This window comes from Tichowtungia aerotolerans (assembly GCF_009905215.1).
In the GTDB taxonomy this organism is placed as follows: Bacteria; Verrucomicrobiota; Kiritimatiellia; order Kiritimatiellales; family Tichowtungiaceae; genus Tichowtungia; species Tichowtungia aerotolerans.
Window position 1 is genome coordinate 2,422,912 of the sequence record NZ_CP047593.1, and the last position, 25,470, is coordinate 2,448,381.

A 25,470-nucleotide genomic window follows, 5' to 3' on the forward strand; every position below is an offset into this window, starting at 1 on the left:
CGTAGGACCTGCTTTGTGAATTTGGCGGCTCTGCGCCTTTGCGAGAAAAAGAAAATGAGTGCCAATCCATCCATACACGGCTTGCTTCCCGAGGAACTCGAGGCGTTCTGCAAAGAGCAGGGGCAGCCGGCTTTTCGCGCGAAGCAGGTTTATGACTGGCTGTACGGCAAGCTGGTCTCTTCTTTCGATGAAATGAAGAACCTGCCGGCGGTATTTCGGGAAAAGCTGGCCGATCATTTCAGTTTCCAAACCTTGGAAAAAATGGAGGTGAGCGGCGCATCGGGCGAAACGCAGAAACTGCTGTTTAAGCTTTCGGACAGGGAAATGATCGAGACGGTGATCATTCCCGCGCCGAAACGCGGGACCAATACGGTCTGTGTATCGAGCCAGGTTGGATGTGTTTACGGCTGCGCATTTTGCGCCAGTGGTCAGAAGGGGGTTATCCGCAACCTGACCGCCGGTGAGATTGTGGCCGAGGTGCTGGAAGTGTCGCGTGAGCTGGGCGAGCGTCCCAATAATGTCGTTTTCATGGGAATCGGCGAACCGTTCGATAACTACGACGAGGTGATGAAGGCGATCCGCATTCTGAATCATCCGGACGGACTGAACATCGGTGCGCGCAAAATCACGGTCAGTACCTGTGGCGTGGTTCCGGGCATCGAGCGCTTTTCGGAAGAGGGGCTTCAGGTGGAGTTGTCCGTTTCTCTGCATGCGCCGGATACTGAAACCCGTTCAAGAATTATGCCGGTCAATGAGACCTGGCCCATGGATGAGCTTCTGGACGCCTGTCGGGAGTATACCCGAAAAACCAACCGGATTATTACGTTTGAGTATACGCTGATCAAAAATATCAATGATGCTCCGGAGCAGGCGCGCGAGCTGGTCAGTCTGCTGCGCCGTTTCCCGTGCCGGGTGAACCTGATTCCGCTCAGCCCGGTCGAAGAATTCGACGGTGAACGTCCCGACTCTGAATCGATGAAGATTTTTTTCCAAACCCTGGAAAAAGCCGGAATCAATACCACCTTGCGCGACTCCAAAGGTTCCAAGCTGAAAGCCGCCTGCGGCCAGTTGCGCGCAGGACGGCTCTAGTTTTGTCTGTCGGGACTATTGCTTCAGCGCTTTTGCATTGCGGACGAGATCGATGAATTCGCGGCGGTAGCCGAATTCATCTTTGCCTAATGAATCCTGCGCCCATTCGATCACCTGATCATAGGTCAAGTCGTCTTTGAGTTCCGAATCGCGCAGCATCATTCCGAATCCGGCGACGGCGGTTGCAAAGCGGAAGTCGTCGTCGGCCTGCTCGAAGGAGCGGTCTTTATCTTTCAGCGGGAACTCAAGCTTGCTGCTGGTGTCGCCGTCTGGCTGCTTGTAGCGCAGTTTAACGGTCAGCAGGTCGCTGGAATCAACCGGCAGGCTTCCGGTCACCTGATATTTCAGTTCATCGACCGGCGGAACCCCGTTGACGGTCTGTCCGGCCGGGACGATTTCGTACAGCGCGGTCACCGTATGGCCCGCGCCGATTTCCCCGGCGTCTTTGGTGTCGTCGTTGAAGTCTTCAGCGGCCAGCATGCGGTTCTCATAACCGATCAGGCGGTAGCCCGCCACGCGTGCCGGGTTGAACTCGACCTGAATTTTTACATCCTTGGCAATCGTCACTAGCGTGCCGCTCATCTGGTCGACCAGCACCTTGCGCGCTTCGCTGAAGGTGTCGATATAGGCGTAGTTGCCGTTGCCCTTATCGGCAAGGCCTTCGAGCGTGCTGTCTTTGTAATTGCCCATGCCGAAGCCGAGTACGCTCAGGAAGATTCCGCTCTTGGCTTTGTCTTCAATCAGTCGGTTCAGGTCGCCGCCCTGCGTGACGCCGATGTTGAAGTCGCCGTCCGTGCAGAGGATGACGCGGTTGACGCCTTCTTTGTGGAAGTTTTCGAGCGCGGTTTTATAGGCCAGTTCAATGCCTTGGCCGCCGTTGGTGCCGCCGCCTGCCTGCAGGCGTTTAAGTGCGTCGAGGATCTTATTGCGATCCGCTCCGGAGGTTGGCGGCAGAACGAGGCCGGATGCCCCGGCGTAGACCACAATGGAGACGCGATCGCGTTCATCAAGCTGGCGGGTCAGAATATCCAGTGACTGTTTTACCAGAGGAAGCTTGTTCGGGCTGTTCATCGAGCCGGAGACATCCATCAGGAAGACCAGATTCAGCGGCGGGCGGTTTGCCGGATCCATCACGCGGCCTTTGAGTCCGATGCGGACCAGCTTGTGCTGTGGATCCCACGGGCAGCGACTCAGTTCCAGGTGCGTTGCAAATGGAGTTCCGTCGTGCGGCGGCTCGTAGGAGTAATCGAAGTAGTTGATCATTTCTTCAATGCGTACCGCATCCTTTGGCGGCAGCATTCCGCCTTCCAGGAAGCGCCTCACGTTGGCATAAGACGCTGAATCCACATCGATTGAGAAGGTTGACAGCGGTTCATTGGCTACGCTTGTGAAAAGGTTCTCTTTGATTTCAGTATAATCTTCGATGCTGGGTCCCCATTGTTTCTTTGCCGGTTCTACTATTGAGGAGTCTAGTGTACGACCGGTACAGTAAAGCTCCTGTCTGGGCGCTCTTAGTTTGGCTTTATGTAGAGACATTTTTGGCCTTGGGGTCGAAGTCGGAGGACAGAACGCCACTTCACGTTTTTCGACAACTGAAAAAATAACGAGGCTTCCGGAGAATAAGACAAACAGGATGCTGATGGATGCGGCAATCGCCATCGGAATCCACGGTTTGCGGGGGAAAGGAACGATCTTTTCTTTTTTCCGTTTTTTGCGGGCGGCGGCGTAGATGGCTTCGCGCTGTTCGTCGGTCAGGCCGATGTTTTCTTCAGCGGCGTAGTGTTCGGTCAGAAGAGCAGACTGTTTCCGGGTTTCTTCGACGGCTTTGCGGGCTTCGGGATTGGTTTCCAGTTCGGCTTCAACGGCCCGGCGTTCGTCTTCGGGCAGCTCGTTCAGTGCGTAGGCGGTCCATTTTTCTTCGTTGGTTTTCATGATAAAAATTCTCCTTACAGGTTGATCATCTGTTCGCGCAGGGTTTTGAGTCCCGTATGCAGCAGATAGCCCACATTGCTTTCGCTGAGCTGCGTGCATTGGGCGATTTCGCGGTAGCTCAGCTGCTGCTGGAATTTCAGCCGGATGACTTCCTGCTGATTCTTTGAGAGCTTCGCGAGGAAGCGCGGGAGCAGGGCGATCAGGTCGTTTTGTTCGGTCTGTTGGTCCGGAGTCGGATCATCGGTAACAGTTTCCGGTGATTCGCTCAGGGGCTCGGAAGGTTTTTCTTTGCGCAGGATGTCGAGTGAGCGGTTGCGGCAGACGCGGAACAGCCACGGGGCCTCGCGCCCCTTGAGTTTGGCAGGTTTTTGTCCGCACAGGCGCAGGAAGGAGTCCTGCACAGCGTCGCGCGCCCATTCGAGATTTCGCAGCAGGCCGTAGGCATAACTGCAGAGGGGACGCTCGTAGCGCCGCACCAGAGAGAGTATCCACGTCTCTTTGTCCATGTTTGCTTCCTTTCGGGTTGATTCCCTGACCTGCACGCGCAGGCTTCTATCAGGTTAACGGGCGAGCAAAGAAGTTCTTAGAAAAATAATAAATATTTTTTCTACGCAGTGGAGAAAGTCCGCAAATGTGGCAGAGGCTTCCAGTCTCTGTGCAGGCGGCAGAGATGCCGCTACCACTTTTGCCAATGTTTGGACAATTCCGTGCGCGTCTATGCAATAGACTTTGGAATTCCCAATGATCGACCAGGTGTGCTAGCTTGGTCGGAATCATGAATATTGATCAGGTATACAAGCAGGTTGTCGAAAAAGTCCTCCGGGAGGGGAAAAAGAAAACCAACCGGACGGCCACGGATACAATTTCCGTCAGTGGCTGTATGATTGATTACGACATGGCCAACGGCTTTCCGCTGCTCACGACCAAAAAGATGGCGTGGAAGACTCTTCGGGTCGAATTAGAGGGATTTATCAAAGGCGTGACCGACAAGTCGTGGTTTCAGGAGCGCGGTTGCAAAATCTGGAACGAGTGGTGTACCCCGGCCAAGGTACCTTACGGTCATGACGAAGCCACCTATAAAGCGATGGCTGAAGAAAAAGATCTCGGCCCGATCTACGGTTTTCAATGGCGGAATTTCAACGGGCAGTATGAGTTCGGTGCCGAAGATTTTACCGGCGGCGTTGATCAGCTGGCTAATGCCATTGAGACCCTGAAGACCAATCCAAACAGTCGCCGGATTTTGGTGAATGCCTGGAATCCGCAGCAGCTCGACCAGATGGCGCTGGTCCCATGCCACTATTCCTATCAGCTTCTCTGTAACGATGGTGTGCTGGATCTTCTCTGGAATCAGCGGTCGTGCGATATTTTTCTCGGAATCCCCTTCAACATCGCATCCTACGCCCTGTTGTTGGAACTAATCGCCAAGGAGTGCGGGATGAAAGCCGGCAAGCTGATCGGTTTTCTCGGCGACGCCCATATTTATGTCAATCATCAGGCTCAGCTGGATGAGCAGATGAGTCGCGAGCCCTATGCTCCACCGACGCTGAAACTCGAAGGCTACGATTCAATTTTCGACTGGGAGTGGCAGTATGCCACGCTCGATGGCTATGAATGCCATCCCACTATTAAAGGCGAGGTGGCGGTTTAATGATTGCGATTGTTGCCCGATCTGAAAACGGAGTCATTGGCAAAGACGGCGGCCTGCCGTGGCGGTGCAAGGGCGACCTGCAGTTTTTCAAGCGCACCACGATGGGGCGGAAGATCGTTGTCGGCCGTACCACTTTTGAAGGTCTTCCGCCGCTGAAAGGGCGCGAGATTTTTGTGCTGACCCGCAAGCCGGACGCAGGTTTTGAGGGGGCAACCGCAGTTTCCAATCCCGCTGACGTTCCGGCTGACGCGATTGTCTGCGGCGGTGCAGCGATTTATGACCTGATGATTCCGCAGTGCGACCAGCTGCTGGTGACCACAGTGAAAAAAGAGGTCGAGGGCGATACCTTCTTTAATTTCCAATGGCTGGAAGGGTTTGAGCCGGAAGAAACCATTGAAGAGACCGATGAGTATTCGGTTGTTTCCTACAGGCGATCCGGTCCATCTTCCTAATCTTGTTTCAGATCGGTTTCAGTTTATTCTTGGTCTGATGTAGTCACGTTTACCTGACGAAGGAAGGAAACGTGTTCCTTTCCGCAAAGATCGCTTCCCTCGTTCCTCGGGTAAGCGATACTACATTTTTGCCGAAGCAATAACTCAAAACCAAATTGTCATTGGTATCAAACCTCCGGTACAGGGTCGATCAGTATCGGGCGGGTATGGAGATAGCGGGTGCTTCGTCTTTTGTGATCGATGTCTTGGTATACCCGCTGGACCTGTTCTGCGGTCAGGCCGCAGACTGCGCTGACTTCTTCACTGGAATAGCCGTGGTTTTTTCCATACAGGCAGAGATCCATTTTGTCGTGCGGCAGCGAAAAATAGAATTCCTCCTGGCTTTGGGGCATGGAATAGGTGTCTGTTGTTGGGGGGCGCTTCCGGATTTCTTCCGGGATGCCGAGAAATTCTGCGAGTTGGTAGACCTGTGTCTTGTAGAGGTGGGCGATCGGTTTGACATCGGCCGCGCCATCTCCAAGTTTGACGAAAAATCCCTGGTCGTATTCCAATCGGTTCGGGGTGCCCGCAACGGCGTAGTTCAATCGGTCGGCATGATAGTATTCGAGCATTTTCCGTACGCGCTGCTTAAAATTGCTGGCGGCCAGAATTCCGGCATATGCGTCGGGCGGAAGCAGTTCGGTGCGGGTGCTTCCGTCCGGTGCTTGAACGGCAACGGAAAATAGGCGGTAGCTGTCGTTATCCAGTAAGCTCGGAAGCAGGATTTTGCAGGTATATCCGGCGCCGTATTCGGGAATGACCTTGCGGATGGCCTCGTCCCGGTGGTGATAGCACCCGACAGCCTCCAGGATGTTGGTGATGTCCGTTTCGTTGGTTGCAATTCCCAGGTGATCTACGAGCTGATGGCCCAGCCTGCGGGTTGCGTCCGAAGAATCCTGCTCCGGCAGTAAAAGGCCGAAGACCTGCTCCTTGCCGACGGCGCGAATACAAAGCGCCCCGACCACGCTGCTGTCAATTCCTCCGGAGAGGGCGACGATCAACCCTTGTTTTTTGAATTGGCGGGAGAGTATCTCGCGCAGTGATTTCGATGTTTTTTCGACCTCCTGTTCGCAGTCAAGCCGGAGGCATTCACTCGAGAACGGTTTTTTACTGTTCATGGCTGGATCCTCTGTTTATGCGGGTTGTGCGGCATTTCTTCGGTCAATCAGGAGGTCGGGCGAGAAAGTGCAGTCATTGCAGGGTTTGAAGTTTTCGATAAATTGCCGGTGAAGCAGTTGTGTGGTCAGGATGCCTGTCAGGGCCATGTCGTCTGTTTCACTGACCGACTGTCCGGCCTCTGCCATTTTTACGAGCCTGGCAACCTTGCCCGGATCGAAAAATCCTGACCGCTCGAGTGAATCACGCGAAAGCCAGGACCGTATCCGGTCTTGCGGTCCGAGGCCGGATAACATGCCGGGACCGGGAGCGCGATAGGGTTGTTTTGGACGCAATCGAATCGAATCGGGCAGGGTGCCGCGAAAGGCTTTCTTGAGGATGTATTTTTCCTTCAAGCCAAGGATTTTCCAGTTTGCCGGAACGCGCCCCATAAATTCGATTAGGTTATGGTCTAGATACGGCAGGCGAATTTCAACCGATTGCCCCATGGCCATTCGGTCGCCCTGTGAGGACAGCAGATAGTTGCCCATAAAGATGGTCATTTCCAGATACTGTGCCTGGGCCAGATGATCCCATGTCTGGAATGTTTCCGGCAGGCTGTTTCGGATTTCATCGCAGCCCGAATAGGATCCGATGGCTGATTTCAGAGAACTGGAAAAATAATTTTTAATGCGGGACGTATTTTGCCAGCGCAAGAGATGGGAAAATAACGGGTCGGCGGTTTGGTCGAGCCCCCGCGCAAAGAAGGCCTGCATCATCGGTTTCAGTTTCGGATCCTTGAAGATATACGGGTAGAGGTGCGAAATCAGATTCGCCCGTTTTTGTGAGTCGGGGAACTTGGCCCAGAAACGACGGATGGAGGCCTCCCGGAAAATGTTGTAGCCGCCGAAAACCTCATCGCTTCCTTCGCCGGTCAGTACCACTTTCAGTTGTTCGGCTCGTACTTGTTTTGCGAGCAGGTACAGCGGCACGGGCGCGGTGCGCAGCAATGGTTTTTCGCTAAACCAGACGACATCGGACAGGGCGTCGCCAATGTCGCTGTTTGAGATGATGAGTTCCATATGTTTAACCCCGAGAAGTTCAACCATCTGCCGCTGATACACGCTTTCGTCGTAGTGTTCGTTTTCGAAGCTGATCCCGAAGGTCTGGACGTTGCGGTTAAAGTTTCGGGCGACCAGTGCGGTGATGCCGGAGGAGTCGAGTCCGCCGCTCAGATAGGTTCCTGCCGGAACATCCGCCCGCAGGCGGATTCGTGTGGCTTCTTTGAGCAGATGCTGAACCTGCTCGCTGATTCGTTCAGGAGACCAGTCAACCTGATCCTGTTTGGGAACAAAAGGCGTTTGCCAATAGCGGCTGACCATGCATTTCCCATACTGAAAATAGAGGCAGTGCCCAGCCGGCAGCTCCTTGATCCCTTTGAAGGGGGTTCTGCCCGGCAGCGGGGACCAGAAGGTGAAGGTCTGATCCATCGCGATGGGGTCGATTTCGCGCGACACCTGGGGATTCATGAAGATGGATTTGATTTCGGAGGCGAAGATGAGTTCCGATTCGGATTCGGTATAGTACAGGGGGCGGATGCCCACGCGGTCGCGCGCCAGGAAGCAGGATCGATCCCGAACATTCCAAATTGCGAAGGCAAACTGCCCGTTCAGTTCCTTCAGACATCCGGCTCCTTTTTCTTCGTACAGGTGGAGGATAACCTCGGTGTCGGTCGTCGTGTAAAAACGGTGCCCTTTGGCAATCAGGTCCGCCCTTAATTCAGGATAGTTGAAGATTTCTCCGTTAAAGACGATCCACATCGATTCGTCTTCGTTGTGGATTGGCTGGGTGCCGGAGGAGAGGTCGATGATGCTTAGCCGGGTGTGACCGAGAGCGATGGATTCGTCGAGATAGATCCCTGACTCATCCGGCCCTCGGTGCCTGAGGGCGGCGGTCATGGCGACGATTCGGTTCCTGTCCCGCGGCTTTCCAACAATGCCGGCTATTCCGCACATGTTGCGCACCTCCTGCCGGTTGTCAGCCGGATTTCACGCTCATTTCGCCGGTTGGCTGCGCAATGTTTCTATTTAGAAAGCGGACGATGTTGTCGATGCTGTCTAGGTTTTCCGGTACGAACTGCTCGGGGCTGAGCTTAATGTTGCAGCTGTGCTCGATGAAGTCGGTAACTTTCAGGATTCCCAGCGAATCGATGATGCCGGTTTCCATAAACGAGGTTGAATCGCTTAAGCCGGAAGCATCTCCAAAGAGAAATGTTTCGACGATAAAGTCCCGGATGGTGCCGGGGTCAATTTGCTGTATTTCACTCATTGATCGCTCCTGTATGCCTGCATCATGCAGGTGCCTGATTAATTTCTCTCAACTTTGGTTTTAGCACCTTGCCTGCACTGTTTTTCGGCAGGTGGCTGATGAATTCAACACTCTCCGGCACCTTGTATGCTTCCAGCCTGCCGGCAACATGATGGCGGACCTCTTCCGCCTCGAGCGCTGTGCCGCTTTTGACAACCAGATACGCTTTCAGCATTTCGCCCATGGTTTCATGCGGCACGCCGATGATTGCGGCTTCGATGATTTCCTTTAGTTCGCAGATCACGTCTTCCACTTCCTTTGCCCCGACGCGTTTGCCGCCGGTTTTAATGAAATCGCGGGCGCGGTCCTGTACGAAAATGAAGCCGTCGCTGTCTACGCGTGCGAGATCTCCGGTGTAGAGCTTCCCGTTACGGAAAAATTTTGCGGTCTCGGCTTCGTCCGCCCAGTAGCCCTTGGTGATGTTGTCGCCACTGGCCACAATTTCACCGATTTCATCCGAGCCCCAGCAGACCGGGCGACCGTCCTTCTGCAAAACTTCCAGCCGGGTGGAGGGGAGTCCTTTGCCAATGGAGCCCAGTTTGTCCGTCAGCCGTTCCGGCGGAAGATAGCTGAGCCGGGCGGTGGCTTCGGTTTGTCCGTACATCAGGAAAAATCGTGCCGCACTGAATGATTCCAGGATCTCGCTGATGAACGGGTTCGGCAGCTTTCCGCCTGCCTGCTGGAACCAGCGCAGTTTTGGCAGATTCCGTTGCCGGAGAGAGGTTTTGCGCAGCAGGATCTGGTAGGTGGAGGGGACCCCCGCGAGGCCGGTGCATTCCCATTTTTCCATATCGTCGAGAACGCTCTCCGGATACATGAACTGGTTGTTCAGAACGACACTGCCTCCGGCCATCAGGTGAGTATGGAGCAGCGAAGCGCCGAAGCAGTAGTGGAGCGGCAGGACAGCCATGACGCGGTCGGAAGGTGTGAGGTCGAGGTATTGAATGATGTCGCGGCTGTTGCACTCAATGTTCCGGTGCGTGACCATGACTCCTTTGGCGGTGCCGGTCGACCCGGAGGTGAACATGATTGATGCCAGATCTTCGCGGGGGTTTATTGTCGGCATCTGAACGTCGGCGTTGCGAGTCGATAGGATGTTTTCATCTAGAATCTGCACGCCCAGTTTCGTCAGTCCGGGGTCGTGCTTTTTTACGTAGCGCCCGGAGACAAAGGCAGCCTTCATTTTTGTGCTGTTGACGATATGGGCGAGAAGCTGATCTGAAATATCTCCCGGCAGGGGGACTGTTACTCTCCCAGCATGGATCGTTCCCAGATAGGCCGCGACGCAAAAGGGGCTGTTTTCAGAAATGAGCCCGATGCATTCGCCTTTTTCGCTGACTTTGGTTAAGGCGCACCCGATATCGCAGGTCATTTTGCGGAGGGCTTCGTAACTGGTTACGTTACGACCTTGTAAGATCGCGGGGCTTTGCGGTTTCCCGTTACGCAACAGGGTGTCCGCAATATTTTCTTCGTTGTATTGCATAAACGGTCCTCGTTAACACCTATGGCTTTGAGGTTTGCATCCAACGAGTGGGATCGTAATCGTCTGCCGGGAAGTGGCAAGACTTAACTCGGCTGTCTGTACGATAATTTGAAAGCAGTGGACGGGGTTTGCTTCCCGCCGCTGTTGTGTGCCCAGGACAAGGTTAGCGGGTTGATTTTTGAGCATAACTCTATAATGTAAGCCGTGCTGGCAATAAACAGAGGGCTCGGAATATGGGAACCGTTCGTCACTTTCAGCCAACGGATATAATTCCTGTTGCGGATCTTTTTCAAAAAGTATTCAGAAGAGGAGCGCAGAGATCATCCCCTTCGCTGCAATCTTACTTTGAAAAGCTGTATTTTAGTCATCCGTCTTATGATGAGTCCATGAGTTCTCTTGTGTATGTGGATGAGAAAAATAATGTCAGGGGTTTTATTGGCGGCCTTTCGACCGAATTTGAGTTTAAAAAACGCAAGGTAACGGCGCTTGTAGCCGGCAGCCATATGGTTGATCCTGATTTGAAAGATCCTATAGCAGGCGCTTTGCTGTTGAGAGAGTTCACTTCCGGGCCGCAAGACTTCACCTATACTGATACTGCAAACTCAATTTCTATTGAGCTTTGGAGGGCCATTGGCGGAGATCTCCTTTTCCCGTATAGTACACAATGGGTTTATCCGCTTCGGCCTGGTTATCTATTCAATGTCAGACTCAAAAATCACCGGGGTGGAGATGTTCTTTCATGGCTGTCTTATCCTGCCTGTCGCCTTGTTGATGTTATTCATAAACGAGTGCTTGCTTGTGCATCTGATGAAAATGTATGCCGGTTAAGAGGGAAGGAGTTGGACGCAAACGCCATGTTTAACTCTTTCGAAACATTCAGGAATCACCGGGCTCTTTTCCCCAGTTATGGGATTAAGGAGCTGAACTGGCGTCTTTCGCTCGCTGAAAGTAAGCAGAAAAACGGCAAGCTGTTTAAGATTGCTGTTTTTGATAAAGAAAAATTACAGGGATGGTACCTGGTATATATCCGGGATGGAGAAGAAGCTCATGTTTTGCAGCTTATTGCTCATCCAGCAAGCTTGAAACATGTTCTGAATCACCTTTTTACAACGGCTCAGACGCACGGTTGTTCGGCTATTCATGGAGATGTTGACCCCAAATATCTGGTGCAATTTCGGCAAGCAGGGTGTGATGATTTCCATGTTGGAGGAATGGCTATGCTGCACACTCAGGATCCGGAAATACGAAATGCAATTCTTAGCGGGGATGCATATATTTCTGCTTTGGAAGGAGAGCGGTGGACTCGTCTGCAGGCTGATGAATTTTAGTGAGCACTGTGTGTTCCGCATCCTGTATTAGCACTGAGCTTTCATCAAAAAGATGTGCTTACGCATATGATGGCGCTTAACCGCGCAGTTTTTCGACCCGCTGTAAAGCGGGAGTGATTGAAGTTTTGGGTCGGTTTTTCTCGCTCGGCTTCTGCCATCAGCAATTTATTGAGCTTAATACTGATATTGCCGATGCGAACAAGTTGAACAACGATGTTGACTTTTTGATCTCAATGCGCATCATCTCGCATCAGTTAGGTGATGCGTTTATGAGTACTTTTGAAGGAACAGGGATCAAAAATCTTAAGGTGCGGGGCGGAGTGTACTACTGGCGCCAGAAAATTGACGGAATTCAGTTTTCGGAGTCGCTGCAGACCCGTGACCGCGAGGAAGCTTTGAGACGAATGGCGGAAAAAGCCGAAGCCGCGAAGAGCGGAGACATTTTAAAGGAGAAATCAATGACGAAACAGAAAGATATCAGCGCGGAGTCGGTCGACTGCTGGCCGCAGCTCAAAGTGCTGGACTGCACCATCCGCGATGGCGGACTGATGAATAATCATAAATTCAGCAATGAATTTGTCAGAGGCGTTCATAAAGCGCTGGTCGCTTCCGGAATCGACTATATGGAAATTGGTTACAAGGCGGATAAAAAGCTGTTCAGTGCAGATGATTACGGAATCTGGAAAATGTGTGATGAAGAGGATCTGAAAGCATTTTTCGGGGATGAGGATCCCGGTGTAAAAATCAGTGTTATGGCGGATGTCGGCCGCACCAATCACAGCGATATTGCGCCGCGAGACCAGAGCATGATTGATTTGGTTCGCGTCGCCTGCTATATCCACCAGATTCCGGCTGCGCTTGATATGGTGCGCGATGCTAAGGAAAAAGGATATGAGACATCGGTCAATCTGATGGCAATCTCGACTGTTCCGGAGTTTGAACTCAACAAGGGGCTGGAGTTGATCGGACGGTGTGAAGCAGCAGATATGCTGTACCTTGTTGACAGTTTCGGGTCCCTCTATTATGAGCAGATTGAAGATTTGATGCGCCGTTATCGCGGCGCAATGCAGCACGGTCAGCAGATCGGAATCCATGCGCACAATAATCAGCAGATGGCCTATGTGAATACTGTCTGTTCGGCCATTAATGGTGCAACCATGCTGGACTCCACCATCGACGGTCTCGGTCGCGGTGCGGGCAATTGTCCGACGGAACTGCTGCTCGGGTTTCTGCGCAATCCGAAGTTCCATCAGCGGCCGATTATTGAGGCGGTTGAGAAGCTGATGATTCCTCTGCATGAGCAGATCGACTGGGGCTACAGCATTCCCTATATGATCACCGCCCAGATGAACGAACATCCGCGATCAGCCATCAAGATGCGTGAGAGTGAGGGTAAAAATCAACTGGTCTCTTTTTATGATGAAATTCATGACCAGTAAGAAACCTGTTTAAAAATCAAAGCCCCTGCTTGCAATGAGCAGGGGCTTTTTTTATGTTCTCCGCTTCTCTTGATGCCGGAGTGGCGGAATTGGTAGACGCAGCAGACTCAAAATCTGCCGATAGCAATATCGTGAGGGTTCGAGTCCCTCCCCCGGCACCACTTTCCTGTTTGACCCTCAATAGGACAGGTCGAGTCTTGGAGCCCTTTGTTGTTAGGCTTTTTTGATGTGGAATCCTCTATTGGGTCGACCCGTTTCGTCATAGCCCGTTCGATCGGGGGATGCTCTTAGCTAAATTACCAGAATGTGACACTTTACCAGAAACAACGGCATTACAGAAGGGTTCCGTACCAAAATGGAACTGATTCAGGGGAGAGCCTATGGTTGCAGGAATTTGGATAATTACCAATTGCGGGTAATTGGATTCCTTCTTTTGGAATGAGTCTTATGTGGTTAATACAAATCCGCCCTTGCTCCCCGTCTTTTGGGAGGAGCCCAAAAGAAACGGTCGGCCTGTCTGGATGGCAATACGAACCTCTCCAAAACCACTCTCCATCCAGCATGGTGTCGATCGAGATGGCAATTCGAACTTAAAAATTTTCACGCTCTGTTTTTGTAAGGTATTGTAAATCAATAATTTGAAAGTTGATTCCATAAAAACGGGTCAGATCTGCTTTGTGTTCGATTTTTAGACGATTATTCAGCTTGGTCCACCTTTCCAAATAGCAATGCAAATCTATCCGGTTTCGCAAACCTAACCTTCGGATCACTAAAAACCTTAAAGCTCCGGTACAGAGCTTCATGGTCGAATGCGTTTGTGGAATGTTATATTGGCAAATGCAACCGGGAATGCCTGAATCACTTTGTCTGAGAAAGTCTTGATCATCTTGACTGCATCAATCGCGAATGGCTGGGGTATTACAACAATCACTGGTCGTATCAGGGTGTGGATATCGGAACCAAGGTTTTGCGACCGGATTTTACGTCGACAACCGAAGGCGAGATTAAGCGGGAACAGAGACTCGGCGGCATTATTTCGTGGTACTACCGCGCAGCTGCTTAAACCTGTTCCGGCCAGTATTATCAGAGCGCGACTCTCCGTTCGGTATGGTCTGCTGATCTATCACGCCTTGACTCTGCCAATCTTGCTATTTTGACTTCAATCATCGTTTTCATCGTCAGAGAAAGTTGCGCTCTTTTTTGAAATTGCTCTGCAAATCCTCTTTTACCTGCTATAATTAGCAGGTTTTTCGATCTGCGTTTCGTTTTCGCACCGATCAATGGTCGTTTGTTTTGGCTGACTATCCTCATAGATGTAGATTATTCAGAGCTGATTTCGCTTCTGTTTAATTCTGAACTTTTGTTCAAAAAGTCCAAAAAACGAACCGCTTTGTCCATGGCGGGGTATATAGAGAAACCTCTATCTTTGAGGAAAAATCAAGCGGGAGTCTGGCCGCTCGAGGTTATAAACGGGAGTGTAATAGTGAGATTTTTGTCTTTAAAAATCCGGCTGAAACTCTGGGGTATGGCTTTTGTCATATGGGGCGCAGCCGGTTGTGTTGCGAAGTCGCAGCCGAATATTATCATCATTTACAGCGACGATCATGGATATGCCGACATTGGCGCCAACGGAATGGCCGATGATATCCGTACGCCGAACATTGATTCGCTGGCGAAGGATGGGATTCGTATGACGGCCGGATATGTGTCGGCTCCGCAGTGCGGGCCGTCGCGTGCGGGATTGATGACGGGCCGTTATCAGGAGCGGTTTGGGTTTGATTACAACGGGCAGGGGCCGCTGCGCAAGTCGGAAACAACCATCGCTCAGCGGCTGAAAGAGGCTGGGTATGTGACCGGGATGGTCGGCAAGTGGCACCTTGCGCCGGAGTGGCACCGTGATCGCGGCTGGCTGAAGCAGAATGCCCCGCAGTTCAAAAATTCAGGCAAACAAGAGCCGCCGGAATTTGAAAAGTATGCTCTGGGCTTTTCTCCGAATGCGTTTGGTTTTTCAGAATACTTCTGGGGGCTGCATAACAAATACCGGATCAACTATACTCTGGACGGCGATGTGCTGGATGAAGAGCAGGTTCAGACTTTTGATACATTCCGGGTGGATACACAAAGTGAAGCCGCACTGTCCTTTATCGACCGGAATCACAAAAAGCCGTTCTTTCTCTATCTGGCCTATTACGCGCCGCACGTTCCGGTGGAAGCCACGGAAAAATATCTGGCCCGTTTCCCCGGCGAAATGCCGACCCGTCGCCGCTATGCACTGGCGATGATTTCGGCGATGGATGACGGGGTCGGTCGCATTCGCGAAAAGCTGGATCGTTACGGGATTGATGACAACACGTTGATCTTTTTCATCGCTGACAACGGAGCTCCGACAAAAATTGACAAAGAAGATAAACCGCTGTCGGTTCCACTGAACGCATGGGACGGTTCACTGAATGATCCATGGGTCGGTGAAAAGGGCATGGTGACTGATGGCGGTATTCGGGTTCCGTATCTTGTCTGCTGGCCGGGCAAGCTCCCGAAAGGAAAAGTTTACGACAAACCGGTTCTGCAACTGGATGCCACAGCGACCGTGCTGGCAGCTGCCGGCGTGAACGCAGGTGACTCACTGGACGGCGTGAACCTGATACCGCATTTGACCGGCGATGACAATGGTGCGCCTCATGAAGATCTGTACTGGCGCTTCTGGAACCAGGCAGCGATGCGGTCCGGGCGCTGGAAATACCTTTATCTGCCGGATGGACGGCGCTGGCTCTTTGATATGGAAAGTGAAGAGCACGAGCACAAAAACCTGATCGACCAGTATCCGGAAACTGCCGAGAACCTGCACAAAAATCTGAAGGCGTGGTGCGGCGAGCTGCAGAACAAAGGCCTGCCGGACAAGCCATTGAACAACCAGGAAAAAGCGTGGTATACGCATTACCTGAAATAGCGATGGCTGTTATGGAACATTGCACGCTGTCTCCGCACGATGTTGATCGATAGGATCTTATTTCCTGCGGAATACGGACGGAGTGCAGCCGGCAACTTTTTTAAACAGGCGTGAGAAATAATACTGATTTTCAAATCCACACATTTCGGCAATGTTGGCGATCGACAGCTCTGAATTCCGCAGCAAAGATTTGGCGTGCTCAATGCGGGCATTGATGATGGCTTTTACCGGTGACAGTCCGGTGTATTGGGTGAATAAATGGCGCAGGTAATCCTTACTTACAAAGAGTTGGCCGGCAATGTCGTCTATCGATAGGTTTCCGCTTTTAGATTCGATGATATATAAAGCTTTGGATACAATGGCCTGTTTGCGGTCTTGAGGAATGTTTTCTTTAATCACCCGCTTAATCAGTCCCACGGTGGTGATTAACAAACCTTCTGTGATTTTCAGATAGGCCGAGCGTTTTCCTGAAAGTTCTCCCATTAGTTCTTCGAGATAGTATCTCACTTCTCCTTCTGTATCGACCCAAACGCCGGGCGATGATTCCAGCCCGCTGTTGCCAATGCACAGGCAGATGGACGTGATGGCGGTTTCTGAAACCTGAGAGTGTGTTTCATGAGGTGGAATCAGGCAAAAGCTGTTGGCCCGAACCGGATATGTATCTTTTCCAATAGTTGTTTTCCCGGTTCCTTTGAGGAAGTAAACCAGTTCCAGAAAGTCGTGCTGATGAGGTCCGGCAGATACGGTGTCACCTTTTTTAACGGTTACTTTAAATGCGACTTTTACGTTCATTGTTAAATCCCCGAATGGGTCTGTTGAATATAAGAGGATATAAAGAAGTGTTCCAGAAGTGTTTACTGTGGATTTACAGATCTCGCATTTTTGAAAATTATAAAATTCACAAATATCCGAAAAGTGTATTTCTGTGACCGAATGGTTCATTCAGTATAAAAAGGTTCGCTTGTACTGTTGAACTGCAGGGCGTTTTGGGGAATGGGAACAAGAGTTGTTGTGAACGATTCGATGAATGTTTTTTTGGATTTCGATATTGGCGGAGATGTGGATGACATGATGTGCCTGGCATTTTTGCTGGCATGTGATGAGTTTGATCTGAAAGGAATTTCCACCGTGTTGTGGAACGTATGGGAACGGGCGGAAGAAGCTTTGACCTTTTTGCAGGCCGCCGGTCATTGTCACGTTCCGGTTGCTTGCGGGTGTTCATCAACAATGGCGCCCAATTTTCGCCATCCGGACCGCATTGGATATGACCAATGGGCACGGGGTTTTAAGCTGTGTGAACAGGCGCAAATTGCCGGGTTTGAGGATTCTGCCGACAGGCCGCTTCCCATTCATGGAGTGGATTTTCTGATTGATCGCTGTATGCGTGAGCATGAGCAGGTGATTCCGGTTCTGACGGCGGTGCTGACTGATATGGCAATGGCTTTGGTGAAGGAGCCGCGTCTTTGTGACGTTGTGCCTCAGCTGGCCATTATGGCGGGAGAATTTGAAAGCGACCATATTGAACAGAATATTCGCTGCGATGTAACAGCCGCTGATATTGTATTTCGTTCTAATTTAAAAGCTACAGTGATTCCGTTCAAGGTCGGTGTTGACTGCCGGCTTTGTGAAGAGGAAGTCCGGGCAATTGGAGAGTCGGAAAAACCGTCATTAAAGTTGTTATACAGAGCGATTCGAGGTTGGCAGGAATATTGCAGGGAAGACAGTGCGTTGGCAGGGCCCTGTCTCTTCGATCCATGCGTTCCGATAGCGCTGCTTCGACCTGAGTTTTTTCAATGGAAACAGGGCCGGGTTTTAGTAGATACCGGCGCGGGCGACAGCTGCGGCAGGACCCGGTTTGAGGAGGATGCGCTTGGTCCGCATCGACTGGCCGTCAGTGTAGACCGTGATCTGGTGGTTGGGTTTTTTATGGAACGTATTCTGGGTAATGCATAAGGCCTCCACACAATCATTCAGGAGATTGTTTCAGTTTGGAGAGAAACATGAATCCGGACAGGTTCCAATGTTTGGAACCGACTGCGTCGGGGCATGTGTTGTTTTTCCAAACATCGGAAAATCCCGGTATGAATTATGAATCGGAGGAAGACGGCTTGTTTCGGAATGCTGATGGAGTGGCGCCGGTTATATTCTTAAACATTTTCGAGAAATAGTATGGGTTTTCGACTCCGCAGTTTTCGGCAATTTTTGCGATTGGGAAGTCGGTGTTTAGAAGAAGGTGTTTTGCATGTTCAATTCGGGCATTGATAATCGCTTTGATCGGTGACTGTCCGGTATATTGGGTGAAGAGATGCCGAAAATAATTTTTGCTGATGAACAGTTGTCCCGCGACTTCATCAATGGAAAGGTTGCCATCTTTCCCCTCAATAATTTTCATGGCTTTTGAAATCAGGGCCTGTTTCCGATCCTGTGGAACATTTTCGTTGATCGCTCTCTGGATCAGTCCGGTGATGGTCGTTGCCAGTCCTTTTGTTACAAGGGAGTATGCCGGACGCTGGTAGGAGAGTTCTTCCATCAGTTTTTCTAAATAGTCTTTGATTTTTCCGTCGGCGTCCACCCAGAGCCCAATCGGGGAATCCAGCTCGCAGTTATCGAACCGCAGGCAGATAGAGGTAATGTCTGATTCCGATGTCTGGCTGTGGGTTGTATTGGGGGGAATCAGACAGAAACAATTGCTTTGAATTCGATAAATGTCATCTCCAATCATGGTTTGCCCCGTTCCTGATAGAAAATAAACCAATTCCATGGATTCATGCCTGTGGTTTTTAGCAGAAATTAAGTCTCCTTTTTCCACCGTTACTTTAAATGCGATTTTTATATCCATAACTGTCCTTTGGCTCTTTCAGTATAGGAGAGAAACAGGCTTCTCCAAATATTTTATTGAAGGCTTTGAGGATAAAGCATCGGTTTGGGTTGCTGGAGAGAGACTGTCTCATTTGTGAGAAATGACGAAAGTTTTGAGAGCCGAAATTTTAATTTATATAACCGATTCTTCTATTCCACGTATCGAGACTGGACGTAATACTCAATACACTAAGAGAATGTAAATCAATGATCAGGAGGTAAGCGATGAGAAGGGCGGTTTGCGTATTCATATTTCTGATGGGAATGGCTGCATGGGCGTTTGCTGGGATCAATTATTATCAGGGGGACGGAGCAAACAATCTGTTCACGACAGCAGAGAGCTGGTCTTTAGGAGTCTTGACAGAAAACGATACCGTCTATTTTTCTGAAGACGGATGGACCGTTCGTAATGAGGTTGCTGCAACGACAGCGTCGGGGTCTGTAGGGCTCAGCCATTTGTACTTTAATTCCAATATTGTAAATAATATTCGCTTTTTCTCTAACTCCGACTCCGCGCGTCTTCGGGTGGCCGGCCGAATCAAGATTCTGGAAGGCGTTGCCGGAAAAGTGAATCTGGATGGTCGCTGGAACTTTCGGGATAAAGACCTGAATATTGATCATTACGGAACCAACACTCTTGAAATCAGCTGGATTATGGTGGAAACGACCGGAACTCCGGGGGCTGATCTGAATTATTACGGCAATAATATGAATAAAATCATAATTCAGTCCGGAACGGCCGGAACCGGTCGGGCGAATTATACGGGACGATCCGCTTTGAGTAGTGTGGATGTGGATCTTTCTGTGGAGGCAAATTCAACCGGCGGCGGTCTGGGGCTTGGAGCGGATCTTCGATTGAATAACGCTATCTTGAATTTGATCGACAGCGGGACGCTTTCGAATGACATGATTACGATCGCAGGATCATTGTCTGTTTTCGACGTTTCCGGCACAACTGATGGAAGTTATTCATATAACGGTGTGATGCGCGGGTTTAAAGGAGCTGTTGCCGGTAACCTGACTTTAACCGGGGACCTGCTGCCTGGTGATGAAACGGGAGGGATCGGTACGCTGACGTTTGAAGACGAGCTGACGATTGGAGCCACGTGTGAGGTCGGGTTTGAACTGGCCGCAGCAACAAACGGGGGCTTCGACGTTGTTGCCGGGGGAGCCAGCAGCACATTAACTGTTGATTCCGGTTCATCCTGGATTTTTGATTTCAGTGATATTTCGGAAGAGGCAATTACGAACGGTGCTGCTTTTGCAGTGCTGGATGGGTGGTCAACTATTTCAGGGAGCAGCACCAATATAACCGTTTCCGGTCTTCCGGATGGATATGTTTTTGGCAGTTCCACTTTATTTACAGCTGGATTTGTGTCGGTTCTTCCCGTTGGGTTTGAAGGACCTGCTGTGAATTTGTCGGTTGCTGGAAATCGTATGGTAATGGGACTGGATGCGGTTGCCGGCTTTTCATATACGATTCAGTCTACGACGAACCTGGTGGAAGGTTCCTGGAGTAATATGATGGAAGGCGTTAGTGGCAATGGAATGATTTATATGACGAATGATATCCTGTATCCTCAGGCGTTTTTCCAGATTGTTTATTAATAACGAGTCCATCTTCGTACAGATTGGGCAGGTCGGCGGATTGATGCGACCTGTCCTTCTTTTGAAAGGAATGCGATGATAAGAAGGCGGCATTGGGTTTTGATTGGAGTGCTTATTCTGTTGTATTCGAGATTACCTGTTCTTGCAGCGGATAATTATTATCAAGGCGATGGTGCAAACAATCTGCTGATGACCGCAGCGAGTTGGTCTTTGGGTGTGCTGTCAGAGAACGATACGGTTTATTTTTCTGAAGACGGCTGGACCGTTCGCAATGAAGTTGCGGCAACGGCAGCGTCCGGATCTGTGGGACTCACGCATGTGTTTTTCAACAGCAACATTGCCAATGATTTTCGTTTATTTTCAAACTCGGATTCTGCCCGTCTTCGGGTGACCGGCCGGATTAGAATTTTAGAGGGGGTCACCGGCAAGGTGAATCTGGACGGACGGTGGAACTTTCGCGATACGGATCTGAATGTGGATCATTATGGGAACAACACTCTTGAAATCAGTTGGATGATGGAGGAAACAAGCGGAACGCCGAACGCCAGCCTGAACTATTACGGGAACAACATGAATCCGATCGTGATTCGACCCGGTACGGCCGGAACGGGAAAGTCGGATTACACAGGACGAACAGCTTTGGGAAATGTGGATGTCGAGCTTTCTGTGGTTGCAGATGCCGCCGGCGGGGGCTTGGGACTGGGCGCAGATATCCGCCTGAACAACGCGAGACTGGCCCTGATAGACGGTGGGACGCTTTCAAACGACCAAGTTACCATCACCGGGAGCACATCCGTTTTTGATGTCTCCGGAAGAACAACCGGTGGTTATTCATATAATGGTGTGCTGCGGGGATTCAGCGGGAAGGTGGTCGGCAATCTTTCGCTGAGCGGTGAATTGCGAGCCGGAGACGAAACCGGCGGAATCGGCACGCTCGCATTTGAAGATGAGCTGGAGATTGCATCGGGATGTTCTGTTTATATGGACCTGACCAACAGTGTGGACGGAGCTTTTGACGTCTTGAGCGGTAACGGAACCGGTGTCCTCGCGGTGGATTCGGGCAGCACGTGGGTCTTTGATTTCAGCGGTTGGGACGGTGATGAGCTGTCGAACGGAACGGCTATTCCGGTATTGTCTGATTGGGCGGGAATCTCCGGTGCCAGTGTCAATATTACAACGGTGGATCTTCCCTCCGGATACGACCTCGACACCTCGGTCCTGTTTGACTCCGGAACGGTGACGATGAACGATGTCGGCGGTGCTCCGGCGATGGATATTGTATCTGATAGAGATCAGGTTGTCATTTGTTTGGACGGAGGCTCCGGACGCACCTATACCGTACAAAAGGCCGCCGATTTGGTCGGTGGCGGCTGGAGCAACACCTTTTTCGGGGTGTTGGAGGATGGGCAGGTGCGAATCACCAATCATCAGGTTGAGGCTAGTGCGTTTTTCAAAACTTTGGTGATGAACGATGTTTCCTATCTGGGTGAAATGGACGGGTTTTACCGAAACCGCCGTCTTTTGGATCGAATTCTGGACAGTGGGAATTATCTGCTGACCATTCCGGACTGGCTGCGTGATTCGACGCTGGATTTTCACTATACGATGAAAAGCAATGATTTGGTTTCTTCGTCCGGCAGAGAGATTTTTATGGCGGATAACCTGAATCTGGTCCGGGTGCTTGGCGGCTGGATCACAAACAGCACGAATCCAACGATTGAAGATGTCAAACAGTACGACCTGTTTTATCTGGATGACTTCGGTGAAGCCGCGTATCGCTGGAATCTTCTGGATGACCGTATTGATCCTTTGATTGCGCGTGGATACGCCTGTTCCAACATTACCTTGGTGCTGGATAACATTCCATACGACCTGGCGGAGCAGGTGGAGATCGGTACATACGGCCAGTGTGGAATTCCTTCAGACTTTACCGTGTGGGGCGAGTTTATTCGCCAGATGAGTTTGCGGCTTCAGTCCAACTACGGGAACGATGCGAACGGCTTCCGGTTCAGGATCGGGACCGAGTCACAGAGTGCCGAACGTTTCCAAGGTTTGGAAGAGGACTACTTCAAATTTTACGACTATGCGGAAACCGCGATCAAATCCGTGCTTTCCGGCGCGAGTGTTGGCCCGTTCAACCGCGCCCAGGTCGGCGATCCGTCCGATGACATCATCTCCGTGCAGCGGTTGGCTGAACACTGTGCTTCCGGAACCAATAGTGCCTCCGGAGCAATTGGATCAACCTTCGATTGGGTGGCGCATTCGTTTTATTTTTTGGCGAATACTCTTCATCCGGATGACTTTGTTCCTGTTTTGAATACGCTGTACAACGATGTGCAGGCCGTGGACGAGAGCTATCATAATCTGCCGCTGGAAGTGCATGAGTTCGGACCGCTCGTAACCGAAGGATATCTGGTTGCCTCAGACACCGGTGTGCGGGGTGCCGCGCAGATTTTGGAAACTTTGGTCGATCTGCGCAAAATCGGAATGGATCGTTCCTATGAATACAAGCTGGAGGAGCCGCTGGTTCAGGCGGAGGGAAAGGTGCTGATCCACGGTATTGGCTGGCTCTACTGCATCTTCGATCATCTCCGCGGAGGCCCAAGCTGGAGTCTTCCGGTGGACGTGATCTCCGGCAGCGAAACCAACTCTATCGAAACGTTGGCGGCTGTTGTTGACGATACCACGTATCTGCTGGTTTCCTGCTGGAATCTGAATCGCAAGGTGACGGAGAGTTCTACGGTCACTGTGAAAATTCCGGTTGGTGTTCACAGTTTTTCCGAGGGTGCTCAGATTGAGCAGGTTGTGTTTTATGAAAGCAACTCCGTGTATGATGTGATCTGGCAGGATTTTTATGACAACGGCATGCTGTCTGCCGCTCAGATCAGTCAATACGAAAATTACGGGAAAGCGGTGACCTGGGCAACGACCGGAAACGGGATGGCTGCGGACGCGGCAGCGGCCAAGCAGTACGTCATCGATAACTGGGAGGGATATGAAGCCGTGATGGTCGATTCGCTGGATTTAAAGACCTTTTCCGGAACCGTGCAGTATTTGGATAGCGGAGAGGCAGAGCTCACTTTGGAGCTGCCTGTGCCTTCGGTGTATGTTGTGAAGATGAGTTCGGACTGAGTCGCGAGCAGAGAGGTTTGTTCGGAAAAAGTTCATGGACTCGACCGTCTGGTCCATGGCTTAAACTGCAGCTTCTTTGTATTGTGTTTTTTAATAAAAATGAGATATGGAGATAAAAATGGGATTTTTTAATCAGAGAACCTCTGTCGGAAGGAAATGTTTAGTTCGTTCACTTTCTGCGTTGGGATTGTCTGCCGGTGCAACGTTTGCTGAAGATGCAGTCAAGCCGGATCGACCGAACATTCTGCTGATTGTTGCTGATGATTTGGGTTACGGAGATGTCGGCTGTTATGGTGCAACTAAAATTAAAACACCGAATATGGACCGGCTCGCCACAGATGGAATTCGGCTGACCGATGCCCATTCGGCGGCGGCGGTCTGCCAGCCCGCCCGTTATTCGATTCTCAGCGGTCGCTATTGGTGGCGCAGCACTCCCAATCCCGGCTACAGCTATTATTTTGATGAAGGCGAAATCCTTATGCCGCAGCTGTTGAAGCAGGCCGGTTACCGGACGGTTGGGTTTGGTAAATGGCACCTCGGTTTTGATACCAAGCCGTTTGATATTAATAAGGCGCTGACGCCGGGCACCAAAGACGCCGGATTCGACTACTATTTCGGCACAACCCGTTCCCATAATGAACCGCCCTTTGTCTTTTTTGAAAACGACCACTGCTACAAATACGATCCCGCCGATCCGATTCGCATGATTTCCCAGAAGGAAAAACCGCATCCGTACGGCTGGGGTTCCAGCGAAGGCGGCGCGGCCGCCCACGCCGCGCGGCCGGAGGACGAGATCGACCTGGTCCTGACGGACCGCGCGGTTGATTATTTAGAGAAGCAGTCAGATGGGCATCCATTTTTCATGTATCTGGCTTATACCGCGCCGCACTTCCCAATTGTTCCGAACAAAAAGTTTATCGGAACCAGCGAGGCCGATCGGTACGGCGACTTCGTTCAGCAGCTCGACTTTTGTGTCGGTCGGGTTTTGGATACGCTTGAGAAAAAAGGAATGACGGATAATACACTTGTGTTCCTGACCAGTGACAACGGTGCGGTGAATACCGGAGAACCGTTTACTGCCGGGCATCGTTCAAACGGCGAACTGCTGGGACAGAAAACGGATGCGTGGGACGGCGGACATAAGGTCCCCTGCATCGTGCGTTGGCCTGCGCGGCTTCCGGGCCGAAAAACGTCCGGTATTCTTTTTGGGCTCAACGATCTGATGGCGACGATTCTGGCGGCGGCTGACGTTCCTGTTCCAAAAGGAACTGCGCCTGACAGCCTGAACCAGCTTCCGGTGCTGGCGGGAGAGAAACCGTTTGTTCGGACTTCCATGGTGTATCAGGGAGTGCTCGGATTTGCGCTTCGGCAGGGGCCGTGGGTCTATTTGCCGGAAGCGGGCTCGCAGGGCTTCACCACCGAAGGCCGCTTTGGTGTGCCGTACGAAAAAATGGGATTTGAAAACACCTATCGCGACAAAACCGGCAAACTGCTTCCCGATGCGCCGCCGGACCAGCTCTACAACGTCCAGAACGACCCGGGCGAAAAGAAAAACGTGGTTCGCGAACATCCGGAAAAAGCAAAGGAGATGGCCGCTGTTTTACAGAAACTTCTCGGCCCCAATCCGCTGCCGGTCGTAAAGCGCCCGAAGCAAAAGCAGTAATGTTACGGATCGTTTCTAATGTGCTTGTTGTTGATACAGCCACATGGTCATTTAAATAGATACCCCCGGCTTTAGCCGGGGGTATCTATTTGAAAGCCTATGCTGAGAAATATCCTGACAGTCGTGCGGTGATGATGATTCAGGCGTATCAGGAAGGTCAGCTTGAATTCCGTAAAAGAAATTAACATCAATTTACAGATGTGAACGGGGATTATGTTGCGCCGGCGTGCGCCTTTTTTGCATTTCCAGACATTGGAAAACGGTAAAAGGTCCAAAAAAGTTCATCTGCTTGCCTGTTTTATCCATGGAGGTATTATGCAGGATGCTTGTATCCTAAGGTGTTGTTGAAATGGCGCTTAGGAAAAAGGAGTTGCAGGTTGAAAATTTCG

18 protein-coding genes, 1 tRNA gene and 1 pseudogene are annotated in these 25,470 nt (G+C 51.1%); 12 read left to right on the forward strand and 8 right to left on the reverse strand.

Going from position 1 to position 25,470, the window contains the following annotated elements; translation table 11 throughout:
* Positions 1 to 54: 54 nt before the first annotated feature.
* Positions 55 to 1,089: a 23S rRNA (adenine(2503)-C(2))-methyltransferase RlmN gene (rlmN, locus tag GT409_RS09990; RefSeq protein WP_160628948.1), complete on the forward strand. Its 1,035-nt coding sequence runs from the start codon at positions 55 to 57 to the stop codon at positions 1,087 to 1,089.
* A gap of 15 nt (positions 1,090 to 1,104) precedes the next feature.
* Here rlmN and GT409_RS09995 read toward each other — a convergent pair whose 3' ends face one another.
* Together GT409_RS09995 and GT409_RS10000 are read right to left on the reverse strand one after the other, a co-directional pair.
* Complete coding sequence (locus GT409_RS09995) at positions 1,105 to 3,021, reverse strand: YfbK domain-containing protein (protein ID WP_233231526.1); 1,917 nt, start codon at positions 3,019 to 3,021, stop codon at positions 1,105 to 1,107.
* 14 nt (positions 3,022 to 3,035) lie between these two features.
* Positions 3,036 to 3,527: an RNA polymerase sigma factor gene (locus tag GT409_RS10000; protein WP_160628950.1), complete on the reverse strand. Its 492-nt coding sequence runs from the start codon at positions 3,525 to 3,527 to the stop codon at positions 3,036 to 3,038.
* 269 nt (positions 3,528 to 3,796) lie between these two features.
* Here GT409_RS10000 and thyA point away from each other — a divergent pair, with 269 nt between their 5' ends.
* Positions 3,797 to 4,669: a thymidylate synthase gene (thyA, locus tag GT409_RS10005; protein WP_160628951.1), complete on the forward strand. Its 873-nt coding sequence runs from the start codon at positions 3,797 to 3,799 to the stop codon at positions 4,667 to 4,669.
* The gene (locus GT409_RS10010; RefSeq protein ID WP_160628952.1) at positions 4,669 to 5,121 is read left to right on the forward strand and encodes a dihydrofolate reductase; all 453 of its coding nucleotides are present in this window, start codon (positions 4,669 to 4,671) and stop codon (positions 5,119 to 5,121) included. The genes thyA and GT409_RS10010 overlap by 1 nt, the downstream gene beginning before the upstream one ends.
* A gap of 167 nt (positions 5,122 to 5,288) precedes the next feature.
* Here GT409_RS10010 and nadE read toward each other — a convergent pair whose 3' ends face one another.
* The 4 genes from nadE to GT409_RS10030 are packed head-to-tail and all read right to left on the reverse strand — an operon-like array spanning position 5,289 to position 10,105.
* Complete coding sequence (nadE, locus tag GT409_RS10015) at positions 5,289 to 6,278, reverse strand: NAD(+) synthase (protein WP_160628953.1); 990 nt, start codon at positions 6,276 to 6,278, stop codon at positions 5,289 to 5,291.
* Positions 6,279 to 6,293: 15 nt separating this feature from the next.
* Complete coding sequence (gene asnB / locus GT409_RS10020) at positions 6,294 to 8,270, reverse strand: asparagine synthase (glutamine-hydrolyzing) (RefSeq protein ID WP_160628954.1); 1,977 nt, start codon at positions 8,268 to 8,270, stop codon at positions 6,294 to 6,296.
* Between the two features lie 22 nt (positions 8,271 to 8,292).
* The gene (locus tag GT409_RS10025) at positions 8,293 to 8,583 is read right to left on the reverse strand and encodes an acyl carrier protein (RefSeq protein ID WP_160628955.1); all 291 of its coding nucleotides are present in this window, start codon (positions 8,581 to 8,583) and stop codon (positions 8,293 to 8,295) included.
* 22 nt (positions 8,584 to 8,605) lie between these two features.
* Entirely contained in the window at positions 8,606 to 10,105 is a 1,500-nt protein-coding gene (locus GT409_RS10030) for a class I adenylate-forming enzyme family protein (RefSeq protein ID WP_160628956.1), read from the reverse strand.
* A 233-nt stretch (positions 10,106 to 10,338) separates the two neighbouring features.
* Between GT409_RS10030 and GT409_RS10035 the strand changes: the two genes are divergently transcribed.
* The 5 genes and pseudogenes from GT409_RS10035 (at position 10,339) to GT409_RS10055 (ending at position 15,819) form a co-directional block, all read left to right on the forward strand.
* Positions 10,339 to 11,433, forward strand: coding sequence for a hypothetical protein (locus GT409_RS10035; protein WP_160628957.1), 1,095 nt, complete (start codon positions 10,339 to 10,341; stop codon positions 11,431 to 11,433).
* Between the two features lie 113 nt (positions 11,434 to 11,546).
* On the forward strand, positions 11,547 to 12,872 hold the full coding sequence (locus GT409_RS10040) for an aldolase catalytic domain-containing protein (RefSeq protein WP_269844919.1): 1,326 nt from the start codon (positions 11,547 to 11,549) through the stop codon (positions 12,870 to 12,872).
* 74 nt (positions 12,873 to 12,946) lie between these two features.
* A tRNA-Leu gene (locus tag GT409_RS10045) sits at positions 12,947 to 13,033 on the forward strand.
* A 152-nt stretch (positions 13,034 to 13,185) separates the two neighbouring features.
* Positions 13,186 to 13,314 (forward strand): annotated as a pseudogene (locus GT409_RS10050) (transposase); the annotation flags it as partial.
* Between the two features lie 1,083 nt (positions 13,315 to 14,397).
* Positions 14,398 to 15,819: a sulfatase family protein gene (locus GT409_RS10055; RefSeq protein ID WP_160628958.1), complete on the forward strand. Its 1,422-nt coding sequence runs from the start codon at positions 14,398 to 14,400 to the stop codon at positions 15,817 to 15,819.
* A gap of 57 nt (positions 15,820 to 15,876) precedes the next feature.
* Here the strand turns inward: GT409_RS10055 and GT409_RS10060 are convergent, their stop codons facing one another.
* Positions 15,877 to 16,611 (reverse strand): AraC family transcriptional regulator, encoded by a 735-nt coding sequence (locus tag GT409_RS10060; RefSeq protein WP_160628959.1) that lies wholly within the window; start codon positions 16,609 to 16,611, stop codon positions 15,877 to 15,879.
* Positions 16,612 to 16,812: 201 nt separating this feature from the next.
* Here GT409_RS10060 and GT409_RS10065 point away from each other — a divergent pair, with 201 nt between their 5' ends.
* Positions 16,813 to 17,772 carry a nucleoside hydrolase gene (locus tag GT409_RS10065; RefSeq protein WP_160628960.1) on the forward strand — a complete coding sequence of 320 codons (960 nt, stop codon included), beginning with the start codon at positions 16,813 to 16,815 and terminating at the stop codon, positions 17,770 to 17,772.
* A 133-nt stretch (positions 17,773 to 17,905) separates the two neighbouring features.
* On the opposite strand, the gene GT409_RS10070 is transcribed toward GT409_RS10065, so the two are convergent.
* Positions 17,906 to 18,658 carry an AraC family transcriptional regulator gene (locus GT409_RS10070; protein WP_160628961.1) on the reverse strand — a complete coding sequence of 251 codons (753 nt, stop codon included), beginning with the start codon at positions 18,656 to 18,658 and terminating at the stop codon, positions 17,906 to 17,908.
* A gap of 245 nt (positions 18,659 to 18,903) precedes the next feature.
* Between GT409_RS10070 and GT409_RS10075 the strand changes: the two genes are divergently transcribed.
* The 3 genes from GT409_RS10075 (at position 18,904) to GT409_RS10085 (ending at position 25,081) form a co-directional block, all read left to right on the forward strand.
* On the forward strand, positions 18,904 to 20,286 hold the full coding sequence (locus tag GT409_RS10075) for a hypothetical protein (RefSeq protein WP_160628962.1): 1,383 nt from the start codon (positions 18,904 to 18,906) through the stop codon (positions 20,284 to 20,286).
* Positions 20,287 to 20,475: 189 nt separating this feature from the next.
* The gene (locus GT409_RS10080) at positions 20,476 to 23,418 is read left to right on the forward strand and encodes a glycoside hydrolase family protein (protein WP_160628963.1); all 2,943 of its coding nucleotides are present in this window, start codon (positions 20,476 to 20,478) and stop codon (positions 23,416 to 23,418) included.
* Between the two features lie 118 nt (positions 23,419 to 23,536).
* A complete protein-coding gene (locus GT409_RS10085; RefSeq protein ID WP_160628964.1) occupies positions 23,537 to 25,081 on the forward strand; it encodes a sulfatase family protein in 1,545 nt (514 codons plus the stop codon).
* The last annotated feature ends 389 nt before the right edge of the window (positions 25,082 to 25,470 follow it).